15 protein-coding genes are annotated in these 15,426 nt (G+C 64.7%); 3 read left to right on the forward strand and 12 right to left on the reverse strand.

Translation table 11 applies throughout. From position 1 onward, the window contains the following. Positions 1-34: 34 nt before the first annotated feature. Positions 35-1,534 carry an L-piperidine-6-carboxylate dehydrogenase gene (amaB, locus tag PCE31106_RS02850; protein ID WP_150562310.1) on the reverse strand — a complete coding sequence of 500 codons (1,500 nt, stop codon included), beginning with the start codon at positions 1,532-1,534 and terminating at the stop codon, positions 35-37. 116 nt (positions 1,535-1,650) lie between these two features. Continuing rightward, positions 1,651-2,676, reverse strand: a complete 1,026-nt coding sequence (locus tag PCE31106_RS02855; RefSeq protein WP_150562311.1) for a DUF1338 domain-containing protein — start codon at positions 2,674-2,676, stop codon at positions 1,651-1,653. A 166-nt stretch (positions 2,677-2,842) separates the two neighbouring features. Here PCE31106_RS02855 and PCE31106_RS02860 point away from each other — a divergent pair, with 166 nt between their 5' ends. After that, a complete protein-coding gene (locus tag PCE31106_RS02860; protein WP_150562312.1) occupies positions 2,843-3,751 on the forward strand; it encodes a LysR family transcriptional regulator in 909 nt (302 codons plus the stop codon). A 6-nt stretch (positions 3,752-3,757) separates the two neighbouring features. On the opposite strand, the gene PCE31106_RS02865 is transcribed toward PCE31106_RS02860, so the two are convergent. The 4 genes from PCE31106_RS02865 to PCE31106_RS02880 form a co-directional block, all read right to left on the reverse strand. Then, entirely contained in the window at positions 3,758-4,417 is a 660-nt protein-coding gene (locus tag PCE31106_RS02865) for a YitT family protein (protein ID WP_254440889.1), read from the reverse strand. 134 nt (positions 4,418-4,551) lie between these two features. Then, positions 4,552-5,649: a branched-chain amino acid aminotransferase gene (locus tag PCE31106_RS02870; RefSeq protein WP_017232587.1), complete on the reverse strand. Its 1,098-nt coding sequence runs from the start codon at positions 5,647-5,649 to the stop codon at positions 4,552-4,554. Positions 5,650-5,973: 324 nt separating this feature from the next. Next, positions 5,974-6,648 carry a glutathione transferase gene (yfcF, locus tag PCE31106_RS02875; RefSeq protein WP_150562313.1) on the reverse strand — a complete coding sequence of 225 codons (675 nt, stop codon included), beginning with the start codon at positions 6,646-6,648 and terminating at the stop codon, positions 5,974-5,976. 224 nt (positions 6,649-6,872) lie between these two features. Next, positions 6,873-7,922 (reverse strand): aldo/keto reductase, encoded by a 1,050-nt coding sequence (locus PCE31106_RS02880; protein WP_150562314.1) that lies wholly within the window; start codon positions 7,920-7,922, stop codon positions 6,873-6,875. Between the two features lie 246 nt (positions 7,923-8,168). Here PCE31106_RS02880 and PCE31106_RS02885 point away from each other — a divergent pair, with 246 nt between their 5' ends. Continuing rightward, positions 8,169-9,140: an AraC family transcriptional regulator gene (locus PCE31106_RS02885; RefSeq protein ID WP_254440906.1), complete on the forward strand. Its 972-nt coding sequence runs from the start codon at positions 8,169-8,171 to the stop codon at positions 9,138-9,140. On the opposite strand, the gene PCE31106_RS02890 is transcribed toward PCE31106_RS02885, so the two are convergent. Then, positions 9,137-9,442, reverse strand: a complete 306-nt coding sequence (locus PCE31106_RS02890) for a type II toxin-antitoxin system RelB/DinJ family antitoxin (protein ID WP_150562315.1) — start codon at positions 9,440-9,442, stop codon at positions 9,137-9,139. The two genes, PCE31106_RS02885 and PCE31106_RS02890, sit on opposite strands and share 4 nt — an antisense overlap. A gap of 282 nt (positions 9,443-9,724) precedes the next feature. On the opposite strand from PCE31106_RS02890, the gene PCE31106_RS02895 reads away from it, so the two are divergent. After that, complete coding sequence (locus PCE31106_RS02895; RefSeq protein WP_017232582.1) at positions 9,725-9,976, forward strand: MJ0042-type zinc finger domain-containing protein; 252 nt, start codon at positions 9,725-9,727, stop codon at positions 9,974-9,976. A 13-nt stretch (positions 9,977-9,989) separates the two neighbouring features. Here the strand turns inward: PCE31106_RS02895 and PCE31106_RS02900 are convergent, their stop codons facing one another. The 5 genes from PCE31106_RS02900 to PCE31106_RS02920 all read right to left on the reverse strand — a co-directional run bounded on the left by PCE31106_RS02900 (position 9,990) and on the right by PCE31106_RS02920 (position 15,360). Further along, positions 9,990-10,931: a 2-hydroxyacid dehydrogenase gene (locus tag PCE31106_RS02900; protein ID WP_150562316.1), complete on the reverse strand. Its 942-nt coding sequence runs from the start codon at positions 10,929-10,931 to the stop codon at positions 9,990-9,992. 270 nt (positions 10,932-11,201) lie between these two features. Beyond that, on the reverse strand, positions 11,202-12,545 hold the full coding sequence (locus tag PCE31106_RS02905) for an MFS transporter (RefSeq protein ID WP_150562317.1): 1,344 nt from the start codon (positions 12,543-12,545) through the stop codon (positions 11,202-11,204). Between the two features lie 207 nt (positions 12,546-12,752). Continuing rightward, positions 12,753-13,970 carry a 3-hydroxybenzoate 6-monooxygenase gene (locus PCE31106_RS02910; RefSeq protein WP_150562318.1) on the reverse strand — a complete coding sequence of 406 codons (1,218 nt, stop codon included), beginning with the start codon at positions 13,968-13,970 and terminating at the stop codon, positions 12,753-12,755. Between the two features lie 40 nt (positions 13,971-14,010). After that, positions 14,011-14,652 carry a maleylacetoacetate isomerase gene (gene maiA, locus PCE31106_RS02915; protein ID WP_150562319.1) on the reverse strand — a complete coding sequence of 214 codons (642 nt, stop codon included), beginning with the start codon at positions 14,650-14,652 and terminating at the stop codon, positions 14,011-14,013. A gap of 9 nt (positions 14,653-14,661) precedes the next feature. Further along, positions 14,662-15,360, reverse strand: a complete 699-nt coding sequence (locus PCE31106_RS02920; RefSeq protein ID WP_150562320.1) for a fumarylacetoacetate hydrolase family protein — start codon at positions 15,358-15,360, stop codon at positions 14,662-14,664. Between the last annotated feature and the right edge of the window lie 66 nt (positions 15,361-15,426).

Here is a 15,426-nt window from a genome sequence, read left to right on the forward strand (position 1 = left end):
GGCATGGGCGACGTCGGGGCGGGTTATCGAGACTTCACTCGATCGAGAAGTCGATGCCTTGCGCGAGCGGCAGAGCGGACGAGTAGTTGACGGTGTTGGTGGCACGGCGCATATAGCCCTTCCACGCGTCCGAACCCGACTCGCGTCCGCCGCCCGTTTCCTTCTCGCCGCCGAAGGCGCCGCCGATCTCCGCGCCGCTCGGGCCGATGTTGACGTTGGCAATGCCGCAGTCGCTACCCGCCGACGACGTGAAGCGCTCGGCTTCGCGCAGATCGGTCGTGAACACGCACGACGACAGGCCGTGCGAGGCGGCGTTGTTGGCGTCGATCGCTTGCGAGAAGTCGCTGTACTTGAGCACATACAGGATCGGTGCGAACGTTTCGGTGAGCACGATTTCCGTCTGCGACGGCATCTCGACGATGGCCGGCTTCACATAGAACGCGTTCTCCGCGCCCGCGACCGCGTAACGCTCGCCGCCCGTGACCTTGCCACCTTGCGCGCGTGCCTTGTCCAGGGCGTCTTGCATGCGCTTGAAGGCACCTTCGTCGATCAGCGGGCCCATGAGCGTGCCGCGCTCCAGTGGGTTGCCGATGGCAACCTTGCCGTACAGCGTCTTCAGACGCTCGACGGTCTTGTCGTACACGCTCTCGTGCACGAACAGGCGGCGCAGCGTAGTGCAACGCTGACCGGCCGTGCCCACCGCCGAGAACAGGATGCCGCGCGGGGCGAGTTCCATGTCGGCGCTGCCGGTCACGATGCCCGCGTTGTTGCCACCGAGTTCCAGGATCGAGCGGCCAAAGCGGCGCGCGACTTCCACGCCGACCTTGCGGCCCATTTCCGTGCTGCCCGTCGCACTCACGATGGCCGAGCGCGGATCGGCGACGAGTGCCTCGCCCACGTCGCGACCGCCGACGATGAGCGCGGTCAGGCCTTCCGGCGCGTCGCCGAATTCGGCGATGACTTCTTCCATCAAACGGTTGACGGCCAGTGCGGTCAGCGGCGTCTTCTCAGAGGGCTTCCACACCACGGCGTTCCCGCACACGAGCGCGAGCGCCGCGTTCCAGGCCCACACGGCCACCGGGAAATTGAAGGCGGAGATGACCGTGCACACGCCCATCGGGTGCCACGTCTCGGCCATGCGGTGGCCCGGACGCTCCGACGCGATGGTCAGGCCGTACAACTGACGCGACAGGCCGACGGCGAAATCGCAGATGTCGATCATTTCCTGCACTTCGCCCAACCCTTCTTGCAGGATCTTGCCGGCTTCGAGCGTGACGAGCGCGCCCAGCGCCTGCTTGCGCTCGCGCAGCTTTTCGCCGAGCAGACGCACCAGTTCGCCGCGACGCGGTGCGGGCACGTTGCGCCATGCGGTGAACGCGGTCTGCGCGCGGGCGAGGGTGGCTTGGGCGTCGGCGACCGAGGCGCTGGCCACGCGACCGATCAATGTGCCGTCGATGGGTGAATGCACAGCGATGTCGCCCGCTTCGGCCAGTTTGGCAATGCCCAGTTCGTTGAGGATGGAAGTTGCGTTCACGTGGATACCCCTATGGAATTCAGTGTTGGCCGACGGTGCTGTTCACCGGTGTCGGCAGATTGAGGCGCAGCATCGAGGCACGGACATATTGTGCGCCCGACACCTCGAGCCCTCCATTACTTGGCGTTGGCCGTCATCTTGAAAATACCCTGCGCATTGCCCGCGTCGAAGCGCAGGTCGATCTTCCAGCAACGCTTCTCGGTGTCGTACTCGCGATGCCGCGTGATGAATTCGTAGAACGACCCCGGCACGTCGCGCGTCACGATTTCGCCGTCCTTGCCGCGGAACTCGCGACGCACGGTGTCGGCACGATAGGCCGTCTGGAACACGCGACCCGAGCGCGACCGCTCGACGTCGGGCTTCATCGGGCGGCCCTTGGCCTTCTCGGCGTCGGACAACGCGAACACGTCGTCGACACGGTCGGTCGCATGATTGAACGCATTGCCTTCGGTCGCGATCCAGGCCATTTCGGCGGATTCCGCCAACAGCAGTTCGTAATCGGCTTCGCTCGGAACATCGTGCTGACGGGCAAACGCGCCAACGATCACCGGCAGCAGCGCTTGTGCGCTTTCGAGCGGCAGGGTGCCGTCGCGCTCCAGTTCCCAAAGCTGACCGGCGGCCGCAGGCGTGAGCGGATCCTTCGACGTGCCGACCACACGCGACACGGCTTGCTGGAACGTCTCGGAGAAACGCTCGGGATGCAGCTCGCTCACGAAGAACTGCGAAATCTCTTCGGGGGCGTCGGCGTGCGCATAGGCGCGGCCGGTCATGCCGAGACGGTCGAGCGGATAGCGACCGTTCAGACGGAAGCCCAGCGGGCGCAAAATGCGCGTGAAGGCCGCTTCGCCCGGCGGCAGCGCGCCGTTACCGGCCCAGCGTACGGTGCGCAGCGCGCCGTGATCGAAGTAGACGCTGCCACCGCCCGCAATCGCTTCTTCAGTGTAGGTGCGTCCATTCGGCGAACGCGCCAGCAGCCCTTCGAACAGGGCCATGTTCATGGCCTGCGCGAGTTCGGCTCTCGTCACGCATCCCGGCTCGGCATCCGCCAGGATCGACGGCGAATTGAGTGTCGCGAAGAGCGCGTCGGTACGCGCTTGCCCGATCAGGGAAACCAGCAGGGACTGCACATTGGCATTGCGCATCGGATTATCTCAAGGGGGAACGCCGTCTCAGGCGGCATCGCAGGGTGTCAGGGCATGGCAGGGAACGCCTCACCCCATGCCATCTTGCATTGACAGCATTATTGGAATGGATGCCTCACTCGTAAAGCGAGATAAAATTGCCACTTGATGCGTTTTTGGAATCAATATGCGCAAATTCAAGACCCCCGGCACGGCGGCGCTGCTGGCATTCGAGGCCGCGGCCCGACACGAAAGCTTTACGCACGCGGCGCGCGAGCTGTTTCTGACGGAAAGTGCCGTGTCACGTCAGATCGCCACGCTGGAGGCGCAACTGGGGGTGCGTCTGTTCGTTCGCGCCAAGCAGCGCGTGGTGCTCACCCGCGCCGGACGCCTGTACGGCATGCAAGTGCGCCGCACGTTGGAACAACTTGATCGAGACACGCTCTCGATCATGGCGCACGGCAGCGGGGGCGGGTATTTGGAACTGGCGGTGCTGCCGACGTTCGCGTCCGAGTGGTTGATTCCGAGAATGAAGGATTTTGACGCCCGCCACCCGGAGGTTCGGGTGAACATGGGGGTGCACACCGACCTGTTCACGTTCGACGAGACGCACTTCGAAGCGGCCATCCATTTCGGGCAGCCAACCTGGCCGGGCACCTCGTCGGATTATCTGTTCGGTGAGGAAGTTGTGCCGGTGTGCCGACCGTCGTTGCTCAAAGGGCCGGTTCGCACGGCTGCCGATCTGCTCGAGTATCCGCTGCTGCACTCGACGACACGCCCCAGTGCCTGGACCCAATGGTTTGCGGAGCAACGCATCGAGGACCATCGGGCGCTCCAGGGGGTGCGCTATGAGCTGCACACGATGCTCATCGCGGGCGCGGCCGCCGGGCTCGGCGTCGCGCTGGTGCCGAAATTCTTCGTCGAGGGACAATTGGCCAACTTTGGCCTGACGATTCCGGTCGACGTGAAGAGCGTGGCCGAGTCGGCCTACTACCTCGTCTATCCGACGGAACTCACGCATGGGCAACCACTCAGCGTGTTCCGGGAGTGGCTGTTGACACAGGCCAGTGCCTATCGCCCGGACGCGCCCGTCTGACGCGGTTCAGCGTCCGGTGTAACGGCCTGGCCGGTGCCAGGCGACCACCATGGCGCTCATGGCGAGCGCCGACAGTGCCGACCAGGCAACGCGTCCCGCGGGGATCGTGGTGAGCGAGGCGAGCAGAATCGTCGTGTCGATGCACGCCTGGGTAATGCCCGCGTTGATGCCGCGCTCGCGTTGCAGCCACAGCGTGACGATGCCTGTGCCGCCCACGCCGGCCCCGTGACGCGCGAGCGCCAGAATCCCCATGCCGCACAGCGTGCCGCCGACGAATGCGGCGAACAGCGGATTGACGAAGGCGACGTCGAAGGTCTGTGGCATGGCCGCGAGGGCAAAGGTGATGCCGACGCTCGCGACGGTGGACTTGAGCGCGAAGCGCGGGCCCATCGTGACGTACGCAAAAAGGAAGAACGGAATGTTCACCAGCGTGAAGATGGTGCCCACCGGGAGGGGAAAGACGTAGGACGCGAGCAGTGCAATGCCGGCCACGCCGCCGGTGACCAACCCGGCTGCCTTGAGCAGCACGAGCCCGACCACCACGAATGCCATGCCGATGACCATCGCATAGATGTCTTCGAGCACGGAGTGCGGAACGCCGATTGTGTCGGCTGCCGCGAGGGCGCTGCGGGGGCTGCCCGCCATGGCGCCTGGATTCTGTTCCATGATCTGCAAGTCAAATACAACAAGACGGCGCGCCCGACTCTCCTGGTGTCGTGGCACGCCGCCGATGATTTCCCGCATCGCTGTCTCGGGCGATGCGCAACTTCACAACTTGTTATGTGGACAACGTCCGTCGATCAGGCGACGTGGTGCACCCAGCCGAACGGATCGGCGACCTTGCCGCGTTGAATGCCCGTGAGCTGATCGCGAATACGCTTGGTGACCGGGCCTTCGCCGCCGTCGCCAATATTGAACTCGCCCTTGGCGTGACGCACCTGACCGATGGCCGTGACCACCGCCGCCGTGCCGCACGCGAACGTTTCCTTCACACGACCGCTGGCTGCGTCGGCTTGCCACTGGGCAAACTCGTACGGCGTTTCGTTGACCGTCAGGCCGTCGCGCTTGGCCATTTCGATGATCGACGCGCGCGTGATGCCCGGCAGAATCGTGCCGGCGAGCGGCGGGGTCTGGAGCGAGCCGTCGTCCATGACGAAGAAGACGTTCATGCCGCCCAGCTCTTCGATCCAGCGATGTTGCGCGGCATCGAGGAACACGACCTGATCGCAGCCCTTGCCGCTGGCTTCGGTCTGCGCGATCAGGCTCGCCGCGTAGTTGCCGCCGCACTTGGCGGCGCCCGTGCCGCCCGGGGCGGCACGCGTGTATTGGTCGGACACCCACACGGTCACGGCCGACTTGCCGGGCTTGAAGTAGGGGCCGACCGGGCAGGCGATCACGCAGAAAATGTATTCATGCGCGGCGCGCACGCCGAGGAAGCTCTCCGAGGCGAACATGAACGGGCGGATATAGAGGCTGCTGCCTTCCGTGCCCGGGATCCATGCGCGATCGATGTCGACCAGCTTTTCCACGGCTTCGAGGAACACGGCTTCCGGCAACTCGGCCATCGACATGCGCTGGGCCGATTCACGGAAACGCTTGGCATTGGCTTGCGGGCGGAACAGCGAGATCTTGCCGTCTTCGCTGCGATAGGCCTTCATTCCTTCGAAGATTTCCTGCGCGTAGTGCAGCACGGCGCAGGCCGGATCGATCTCGAACGGACGGCGGGCCTCTACCTTCGCGTCATGCCAGCCCGTGCCCTCGGTCCAGCGAATCGTGACCATGTGATCCGTGAATACGCGGCCAAACACCGGGTTCGCCAGCTTGGCGGCGATCTGGTCGGCAGGGGTGGGGTTGGCGTGCGGCTCCACGACAAAACGCAATTGATTATCGGCGCTCATGTTTCTTGAATGTCTCGGCAGAGGGGGCTTCAGTCGTCAGTGCCGTTAACGTAAACGGCAAGGTCGCCATATTTTCCTCCTTTAGCCCCCTGCCTGTCGACTGAATTCACCACCCGCGCCGTCACAACATCATTCAGAGGGCGATGACGCCGATAAAAATCGGAAATTGGCCGATTATTAGAAGAAAAGTGCGAGATTTGTCGATATTCCCGCGAAATGACGGCTGCCGCCGTTCGTCTCCACGAAGGACAGCAACGTGTCAAACGGGCGTTTTCGTTTATCAGGAGGGAGCGACTGGGTTATTCGTCCAGGGCGACGGCCCCGTCAGGCCGCGGCCCTGCCGTCGATGCTGTCGCCCGGACGCGGCGGGCGCGTCATCGCCAGCCACTCCTGCACGGCCGGTCGCGCAAATTGGCGGCGGGCATACTCGACCAGTGCCGCAGGCACCACGTCGTCGTTGTACACGAGACGGTTGATCATCAATGCGAGATCGACGTCTGCGATGCCCGCCTTGTCGAACAGCGACATGCGGCCATCGGCCAGCAGGTCCTGGGCAATGGCGATCAGCTTGCTCGCGGCCGCGTGACCTGCGTCGGAGAGGGGTTCGTCCACTGGACGGTAGAAGATCACTTCGGTCGAACGCTCTTCTCGCAAGGCGCCCAGATCGCTGCGCAGCCACGCCTGCACCTGACGCGCGCGAGCCCGCTCGCATACATCTGACGGATACACGGGCACCTCGGGGAAAATGGTCTCGATGTATTCGGTGATGGCCGACGATTCGGACAGCGTGAAATCGCCGTGCACGAGCGTGGGCACGCGACGCGTGAGCGATAGGTTCGCAAAGCGGGTCTCATAATGCGCGCCCTGCACGAGATCCACGGTTTGCAGATCAAACGGCAGACCTTTCTCACGTAGCGTGACGAAGACCGACAGTGCGTAGGGGCTTGTGAATCGAGCGTCGACATAGAGCGTGAGCGAGGCGGGGGCAGCAGCTGACAAGATGGACTCCTGTGAAAGGGATGTGCGGGCGATGGCCTGGATTGTCCAACGCACGAGACAATAAGCTACCGCAAAAATCGCCAATAAGGCGCGATCTATGTTCACACCTTGCCGCCACCAGGTCGCGAGAATTTTCCCCCGTGCCGTGAGCACAGTGCACCGCTCGCGCGGTGCACTGTGTCTCGCTCACTACAGTTCTGCGCGCATTGACTGCTTCCCGACGTTTACAGCAGACCGGCTTCGGCGAGCTGGGCGCGGCGCGGATCGCCCTGGCGCGAGAGCATCCAGCCGGGATACTCGCTTGGCAGTGCGCTGGCCCCATCGATAGCCGACAGTTCGCGCGCGCTCAGCGTGACACGCGTTGCCGCAATGTTGTCGTCGAGCTGATCGGTCCGCTTGGCGCCGATGATGACCGTTGAGACGACCGGCTGAGCGAGCAGCCAGGCGAGCGCGATCTGCGCGACCGACACGCCCTTCTCGGCGGCGATGCCACGCATGACGTCAATGACGTCGTAGGCACGCTCCACGTTGACCGGCGGGAAGTCGAAGGTTTGGCGGCGACTGCCCGCTTCGGTCTGGCCGTCGCGCGTGTACTTGCCCGAGAGCAGGCCGCCGGCAAGCGGACTCCAAACCATCAGGCCCACGTTTTCGCTGCGCAGCATCGGCACGATTTCACGTTCGAGATCGCGTCCGGCGACCGTGTAGTACGCCTGCAGCGACGCGAAGCTCGCGAGGTTCAGCCGCGCCGAAATGCCCAGCGCCTTGGTGATCTGCCAGGCCGCCCAGTTCGAGACGCCGATATAGCGGACGTGCCCTTGGCGCACCAGTGTGTCGAGCGCGCCGAGGGTCTCGTCGATGGGCGTGGCCGGATCGAAGCCGTGCACCTGGTACAGGTCGATGTGATCAAGTTGCAGGCGTTTGAGACTGGCCTTGATGCCGTCCATGATGTGATAGCGCGAAAGGCCACGAGAATTGGCCCCTTGTGCGCCCGTGGCACCGAAGACCTTGGTGGCGACCACGACATTATCGCGCGGTACCTTGAGGTTGCGCAGGGCCTGGCCGGTGAGGATTTCCGATTGCCCTTCCGAATAGACATCGGCGGTGTCGATGAAGTTGATGCCGGCATCGAGCGCGCGGCCCACGAGTGAGTCGACATCATGTTGCTGCAAATGGCCGATCTTGCTCCACAGTTCGCCCTGTCCGCCGAAGGTCATCGTGCCGAGGCACAGTTCCGAGACGAAGAGGCCGGTATTGCCGAGTTTTCTTTGTCGCATTGCATTGCTCCGTTGAAGTGGCTGCCCGTCGCAGGCGGCCGTCTGGGAGGGGCGACGGCTTGCACGGGATGGGAGAAATTATGCGTCGAGGCGCATCGGGCGAGCAGTACCCGTTCCTGCACATTTCCTGCCTGATCGTGTGAATCCCCGGCCGGAGGATCGGGCAAGCGAATGTGACGAGGGTATGCTGTGCAGCATTGCGGCCGTGACGTGGGGATCGGCCGCCTCTGGAGTGAAGGCATGGTCATGCATTTGGTCAAGACTGAGCCGCGCGAGGCCTCGCCGCGCGGGTTCGAGGGGGATCCGTCGCGCGCCGCGCGTACCGAACTGGTGCATCGGCTGGAGCGCGCGACGCACGGCCTGGAGGGCACGACACCGACGGCGGTGGAAGGCCTGTTCGTGCATCGGATCCTGCATCCGGGCGGCCCGAAGCCGGCGCTTCAGCAACCGGCGTTCGCCGTCATCGCCCAGGGCGAGAAGCGCTTGCGGATCGGCGACGAGGATTACGCGTATGACCCGATGCACTACCTGGTGTCGTCGGTGCATTTGCCGGTGGTGGCGCAGGTGTCGGGGGCGAGCGAGCAATCGCCGTATCTGGGGATGCGCCTCGACCTGGTGGCCGAGGATGTCACGTCGCTCATCGGCGACGAGCATTTGCCGCCGCCGGCGCCTTCAGCGAGTGGGCGTGGCATGTACGTCAATCGGCTGGACGCGGCGTTGCTCGACGCGGTGTTGCGATTGTTGCGCTTGCTGGACACGCCGCGCGACATTCCGATCCTGGCGCCGATGATCAAGCGCGAGATCGTCTATCGATTGCTGATGAACGGTCAGGGGGTGTTGCTGCGGCAGATGGCGTTGCAGGACAGCCAGATGAACCGCATTGCACGCGCGGTGCGATGGTTGCGTGAGCATTACGCACAACCGTTGCGCGTGGAGGCATTGGCGCAGGAGGTGCACATGAGCGTGTCGTCGCTGCATCACCACTTCAAGCTGGTGACGGCCATGAGTCCGGTGCAGTACCAGAAACAGTTGCGCTTGCAGGAGGCGCGGCGATTGATCTTTGCGGCGGACGTCACCGTGGCGGCGGCAGCGCAGACGGTGGGGTATGAAAGTGCATCGCAGTTCAGCCGTGAATATGCGCGCGTGTTTGGCGAAGCGCCGCTGCGCGACAAACGCCGTTGGTTGCAGGAGGGCGAGGCCGGGGCGCCGCGAAACTAACCTTTTGGGGAACTGCGTTTGCGTGCGGCGGCACGGCGTGCGGCGAAATGGGATTCGACGTCTTCGTCGGGAATGGCTGGACGTGTGTCTTCCAGCGCTTCCAACACCTTTCGCTTGAACCATGCATCGTGAGCGTCGGGATCCGTGACGAAACCAAAAGGTAGCGCACCTTCGTTGGCAATGCGCGTGAGTAAAATCCGAACTACATCGGAAACGGTCAACCCCATCTTGTCGAGTACGGCAGTGGCGCGTTCCTTCAGTTCGGGATCGATGCGGGCTTGTACAAGGGCGCTGGTGGCCATGGTCGGACTCGTTGGCGATTGGAATGGCATTCATTGTAATTCAATTGAATGACGGGTGCACCGCCCTGCGGCACACTTTCGCCCTCAGCCCAGGGGGCGTATCGTCAAGCGGGCCGCCGTTTCACGGCGCTGCGCCTACCGCGTCGGCGCGCGTCAAATCGGACGAATCCTCCACGCAAACCGGGATCGATGCCGTCGCCAATCCCCGCGACCCGCGTCGCACGACGACCCGGCTGGTTGTAAAATCGGTGACGTTGCCGACTTGCCTGAAGGAGGCCCGTCATGCTGTCGATCCACACCGGTTTCGTCGTTTGTCCCACCTGTAAAGCCCGCTTCCCCGTCGCGGCGAGCGAGCCGACCGTCCAGGCGATGTACGACTATCTCCATTCGGATGCCGAAGTGAAGTGTCCGACGTGCGAGACCGCCTTCACCACGGGCAGCGCCAACAGCAGCATCGAGTTCGAGCCGGTCAACGACGGCGTCACGCTCTCGCCGTCGCCCGTGCGAAGCATCGACGGGCTCGACAATCACTGACGCCATTCGCCACTCACAGCGGCGTCAACACCGGCTCCCCCGCCTGGAAGCGACGCGTATTTTCGAGAAACAGGGCGAGCGTGGCGGCTTCCGCTTCGGGCGAGCGGCCAGCGACGTGCGGACTGAGCACCACATTCTGCAAATCGATCAGTGCCGCAGGCGGTGACGGCTCGCCTTCGTAGACGTCCAGCCCGGCACCGGCGATGACGCCGTCGCGCAATGCGTCCGCCAGAGCGGCCGTGTCAACGACGCTGCCACGCCCCAGGTTGACGAGGAAGCCGTGCTTGCCCAGCGCGCGCAACACCTCGGCATTCACGAGGTGATGGGACTGCGCGCCGCCCGGAGCGGTTACGACGAGATAGTCCGCCCATTCGGCCAGCGCCAGCACGCTGTCGAAATATTGATAGTGCGCGGGCGCATCGTCGCGACGGTTCCGATTCCGGTAACCGATCTGCATATCGAAGCCCTCACCGCGTTTGGCGAACTGACGGCCGACCGCCCCCAGCCCCACGATTCCCAGCTTCTTGCCCGACACGCTCGGCTGCATCGGCAGCGCGTCGCGCCACACGCCGCGGCGGCAGGCTGCGTCGTACTCGGGAATGCGACGCACGGCAGCCAGCAGCAGGGCGAAGCCCTGATCCGCCACGGTCGGCGCGTTGGCACCGGCGCCGTTTACGGCTACGACATTGCGCGACCGCAGCGCGGCGATATCCAGATTCTCGTAGCCGGCGCCCAGCGCGCTGACCAACGCCACGTTCGGCAGATGCGACAGCTCGGCGGCGCTCAGACCACGCGCGCCGTGAGTCAGCACGAAGCGCGCCTGCTCGCCGTCGGGCCCCCAGCCTTGCGGCGCGGGGTGATAGCTCGGGTGGTAAGCCACATCGAAATGGGTTTGCAGTGCGGACAACTGCTCGGGGTGCATCGGGATCAGGACCAGCAATGAGGGCAACGACACCTTCAATCTCCACAGGGGAATGGGGGCTCGCGGCGCAGCGTCGCAATGACGCGGGTGCCGAATGGACACCTCGAATTCGCCGCCAGTCGACACTGTATGCCTATCCGCAACGATTTGCGCGATGCAACACGCCACGCGACCTCCTTGCTGTCGGGATTTCCCGGCCCGAAACGCACGCGGGCGCCATCGCACAATGCGAATGGCGCCCGCTCAAGCCCGAGACCCGCGGCAGTGTGCGTTACATATGCCTTGTTGCGTGGGCCGAAACGCTTAGGCCGTGGCTTGCACCGGGTGCTTGGCCTGATGGTGACGCAGGCGACCCAGCGTGAGCATCGTCAGACCGGCGAGCACGGCGGGCACGCCGATGGCGGCGAAAAGGGCCGGCATCGACCAGCCCATGGCGAGCATCGACGCCCCGCCAACCGAGCCGACCACCGACCCCAGTCTCCCGACGCCATTGGCCCAGCTCACGCCCGTGGCGCGGCAATCCGTGGGATAGAAGCCAGCGGACAGCGCGTTCGCGCCGACCTGACCGCCCGACACGCAGAACCCGGCCCAGAACACGGCCACCGAGGCGAGCACGGGAGAACTGGCGACAGGACCGACAGCGGCGACACACACGCCCGCAAGCACGTAAGCCGCAGCAAGCACGTAGTGTGGGTTGAAGCGGTCCATCAACCCGCCGAGCACGATGGCGCCGAGCGTGCCGCCGACCTGGAACATCGAGGTGACGATGGCGGCGTCGCGCAGCGTCAGGCCGTTGGTGCGAAGCAGCGTGGGCAACCAGCTCGAGAGCAGATAGATCACGAGCAGGCTCATGAAGAACGTGATCCAGAAAAGCAGCGTGCCCCGCAGCAATTCGGGTTTGAACAGATGCTTCACCGGCGACGTGGTCGACGGCTTCGTCGCGACGTTGAACGTCGCACCACGCAGGTCCTCATTCGGCGCAATGCGTTGTAGCGATGCCGCGATGCGCTCCGGCGACTTGCCCGCCATCACGAGATAGCGCACCGATTCGGGCAGCGCGCGCATCAGGACCACGCCGAGCATGAGCGGCATGACGCCGCCCACGATCAACACGGCGCGCCAGCCGAAGGCGTCGATCAACCCGGCCGACGCGAGACCGCCCAGCGCCGAGCCGAGCGTGAAGCCGCAGAACATGGTCGTTACGAGGAACGAACGGCGCGACTCAGGGCAGTACTCCGACGTCAGCGTGATCGCGTTCGGCATGGCGCCGCCGAGTCCGAGGCCCGTCAGAAACCGCAATGCGATCAGTTGCCACAGTTCCATCGACCCTGCGGACGCGAGACTCGCCAGACCGAAGAACACCACGGAGAAGATGAGAATGGTCTTGCGGCCAAACTTGTCGGCGAGCGGCCCGAACAGGAATGCGCCGGCCATCAGGCCCGCGAGCCCGGCGCCGAAAAGGGGCGCGAGCAGCGCCGGGGTGAGCGACCATTCGGCGCGAATGGCAGGGGCGATGAAGCCGATGGCGGCCGTGTCGAAACCGTCGATGGCGACGATCAGGAAGCACAGCACGACGATCATCACCTGGAACGGGGAAATGCGATGGCGGTCGATGAACGCCGTCACGTTGATGGGGGTGGCTGGCATGGGTTGTCTCCTCAGGGTTGCCAGAAGCGGCGCGGCAAGTCGGCCGTCGTCGCCGAAACGTGTTGCCGTGATTGTTGTTATTAGTGCTGCCGAGCCCCCGTATCGCGAGACGCGAGGCGAGGGGGGCCGCGCGACGGTGTGGGACCGTCGCGTGGCGGGATGCCCGGATGCCGGGCGATGAATCGAGAGGTAGGGCGTGGTTAGCGCTCAGGCCTCAGCCAGCCACGGGGTTTGCGACAGGCAATGCTCGGCGCGCCAGCCGTGCAGCCATTGCAGGGCGTCGTAGAACTGCGTTTGCGTGCGTCCCTTCCACAGCGAGTTGCGCACCCAGCGATCCACCCCCTTGGCGTGGTAGACACGGCCCATGTCGCGCGCGCCGTAGAGCACGCGGGCTGTGCGGGGAATGCGGGCGTGCTCGTAGCGGCGGAAGGCGTCGACGAAATCGCCGTTCGCCGCCGCATACGCGGCACCGAGCGTGACGGCGTCTTCGAGCGCCTGGCAGGCGCCTTGCGCGATGTACTGCGTCATCGGGTGGGCGGCGTCGCCCAGGATCGTGGCGCGCCCGAAGCTCCACTGCGCGACCGGATCGCGGTCGGCGGTGGCCCAGCGTCGCCACGAGGTCGGACGGTCGAGCATCTGGTGCGGCAGCGCATCAATGCCTTCGAAGTACGACAGCACCTCTTCCTTGCTGCCGTCGCGTACGCCCCAAACTTCCTGCTCGCGGCTGTGGAACGTGACCACGAGGTTGTATTGCGTGCCGCCGCGCAACGGGTAATGCACGAGGTGGCAGTTCGGTCCTGCCCAGACGACCGGCGCGTTGACCTGCAAGTCCTTCGGCATGTTCTCGACGTCGACGACCGCGCGATACACCACGTGACCGGTCACGCGCGGCTCGTCGCCGATCAGCACGGCGCGCACGGCGGACTTCACGCCGTCGCAGCCGATCACGGCGTCGGCCGTGTGTCGCTCGCCGTGCTGGTCGATGACGGTGATGTGCTTGTCGTCCTGCGACAGCGAGACGACCCGCGTCGCGGTGCGGAACTGAATCAACGGATTGCGCTGTACCGCTTCCAGAATCGACAGATGGATGTCGGCGCGGTGGATCACGGCGTACGGATTGCCGAAGCGCTCGCGATACGGCGCGCCGACGTCGACTTGCGCGATGATGCTGCGGTCGATGGCGTCGCGCAGCGTGATGTGGTCGGTGAAGACCGAACGCCCGCGCGCTGCCTCACCGACGCCGAGGGCGTCGAGTGCTGCGAACGCGTTGGCGGCGAGCTGAATGCCCGCGCCGATTTCGCCGATGGTCTCGGCCTGCTCCAGCAGTTCGATTTGCACGCCCTGATTGGCGAGCGCGAGTGCAGCCGCCAGGCCGCCGATGCCACCGCCAACGACCAGCGCTTTGGGTTGAGAGGTTTGACTCATGGTTGTCTCCTGCGGCCTGTCCAGCCGTTCTGGATGGAATTCAGGCCGTGTAATCCGGCTGACGATTGGGCGCTGCCGCGAGGAAAGCCGGATGTGTCTCCGCCTGCGCGTAGACCGCCATCGCTCGCGGATACGCCGACAAATCGCAACCCATGCGCCGGGCATTGGCGATTTGCGGAATCAGGCAGACGTCGGCAAGCGTCGGTGCATCGCCGAAGCACCATGCGCCGTGACCATGCTTGCCGAGCAATCGCTCCACGCCTGCCATGCCCTCGTCGACCCAGTGGCGGTACCACGCATTCTTCTGCTCGGCGCTGAGGCCCAGCGGGCCTTGCAGATACTTCAGAATGCGCAGGTTATTCACCGGGTGCATGTCGCAACTGACGAGCATCGCCAATTCGAGCACGCGGGCGCGTGCCTCGATGTCCTGCGGCACCAGACGCGGCTCGGGATATCTCGCGTCGAGATAGTCGAGGATGGCGAGCGACTGGCCGAGCGCGATCTCGCCGTCGATCAGGGCGGGCACGCTGGCCGACGGATTGACCTCGTCGACATACGCGCCGGCGCGATGCTCGCCGGCGCGGATATTCACCGGAATGGTGTCGAATTCCAGCCCTTTGAGCGCGAGCGCAATGCGCACGCGATACGAGGTCGAGCTGTTGAAGAAACTATAGAGCTGCATGACGAGGCCTCAGACCACGCGCACGGTGATCTCGCCGAGCCCTTCCACGGCGGTGACCATCGTCTCTCCCGCCTTGACCGGGCCCACGCCTTCGGGCGTGCCGGTGTAGATCAGATCGCCCGGCTCGAGACGGAAGAACTGCGACAGGTACGAGACGGTTTCCGCCACCGACCAAATCAGATGCGTGACGTCGCTTTTCTGCTTTTGCACGCCGTCGACCGTCAGCGAAATCGCGGCCTTCTCGATATGACCGACGCTCGACGCCGGATGAATCGGGCCGATCGGGGCCGAGTCATCGAATGCCTTGCCGATTTCCCACGGACGGCCCATTTCGCGCATCTTCATCTGCAGATCGCGGCGCGTCATGTCGAGCCCCACGGCGTAGCCCCAGACATGTTCGAGCGCCTGCTCAAGCGGAATGTCCGAGCCCGCCTTGCCGATCGCGGCGACCAGTTCGGCTTCGTAGTGATAGTTGGTCGTCTGGGTGGGATACTTCAACGTGAGCGTTTCGCCGTAGGCCACCGGCACCACGGCATCGGCCGGCTTGCAGAAGAAGAACGGCGGTTCGCGATCGGGATCGAAGCCCATTTCGCGGGCATGCGCGGCGTAGTTGCGACCAACGCAGTACACGCGGCGCACGGCGAACTGGTCGGCGCTGCCGACAACGGGAATGGCGACGGTAGCGGGCGGAGCGAAGACGAAGGACATAGCGTTTGACTCGACGAATAAAGGAAAGGACACAGGCGGCGCGCGCCGCTCACGCGCGTGTTCGGC

The sequence above is a fragment of the Pandoraea cepalis genome, from assembly GCF_902459665.1.
Classification (GTDB): domain Bacteria; phylum Pseudomonadota; class Gammaproteobacteria; order Burkholderiales; family Burkholderiaceae; genus Pandoraea; species Pandoraea cepalis.

Coding starts and splice junctions, on each gene's coding strand:
- PCE31106_RS02855 (WP_150562311.1), bottom strand. CDS start 2,676: ATGCGCAATGCCAATGTGCAGTCCCTGCTGGTTTCCCTGATCGGGCAA.
- PCE31106_RS02860 (WP_150562312.1), top strand. CDS start 2,843: ATGCGCAAATTCAAGACCCCCGGCACGGCGGCGCTGCTGGCATTCGAG.
- PCE31106_RS02865 (WP_254440889.1), bottom strand. CDS start 4,417: ATGGAACAGAATCCAGGCGCCATGGCGGGCAGCCCCCGCAGCGCCCTC.
- PCE31106_RS02870 (WP_017232587.1), bottom strand. CDS start 5,649: ATGAGCGCCGATAATCAATTGCGTTTTGTCGTGGAGCCGCACGCCAAC.
- PCE31106_RS02880 (WP_150562314.1), bottom strand. CDS start 7,922: ATGCGACAAAGAAAACTCGGCAATACCGGCCTCTTCGTCTCGGAACTG.
- PCE31106_RS02885 (WP_254440906.1), top strand. CDS start 8,169: ATGCATTTGGTCAAGACTGAGCCGCGCGAGGCCTCGCCGCGCGGGTTC.
- PCE31106_RS02890 (WP_150562315.1), bottom strand. CDS start 9,442: ATGGCCACCAGCGCCCTTGTACAAGCCCGCATCGATCCCGAACTGAAG.
- PCE31106_RS02895 (WP_017232582.1), top strand. CDS start 9,725: ATGCTGTCGATCCACACCGGTTTCGTCGTTTGTCCCACCTGTAAAGCC.
- PCE31106_RS02905 (WP_150562317.1), bottom strand. CDS start 12,545: ATGCCAGCCACCCCCATCAACGTGACGGCGTTCATCGACCGCCATCGC.
- PCE31106_RS02910 (WP_150562318.1), bottom strand. CDS start 13,970: ATGAGTCAAACCTCTCAACCCAAAGCGCTGGTCGTTGGCGGTGGCATC.
- maiA (WP_150562319.1), bottom strand. CDS start 14,652: ATGCAGCTCTATAGTTTCTTCAACAGCTCGACCTCGTATCGCGTGCGC.
- PCE31106_RS02920 (WP_150562320.1), bottom strand. CDS start 15,360: ATGTCCTTCGTCTTCGCTCCGCCCGCTACCGTCGCCATTCCCGTTGTC.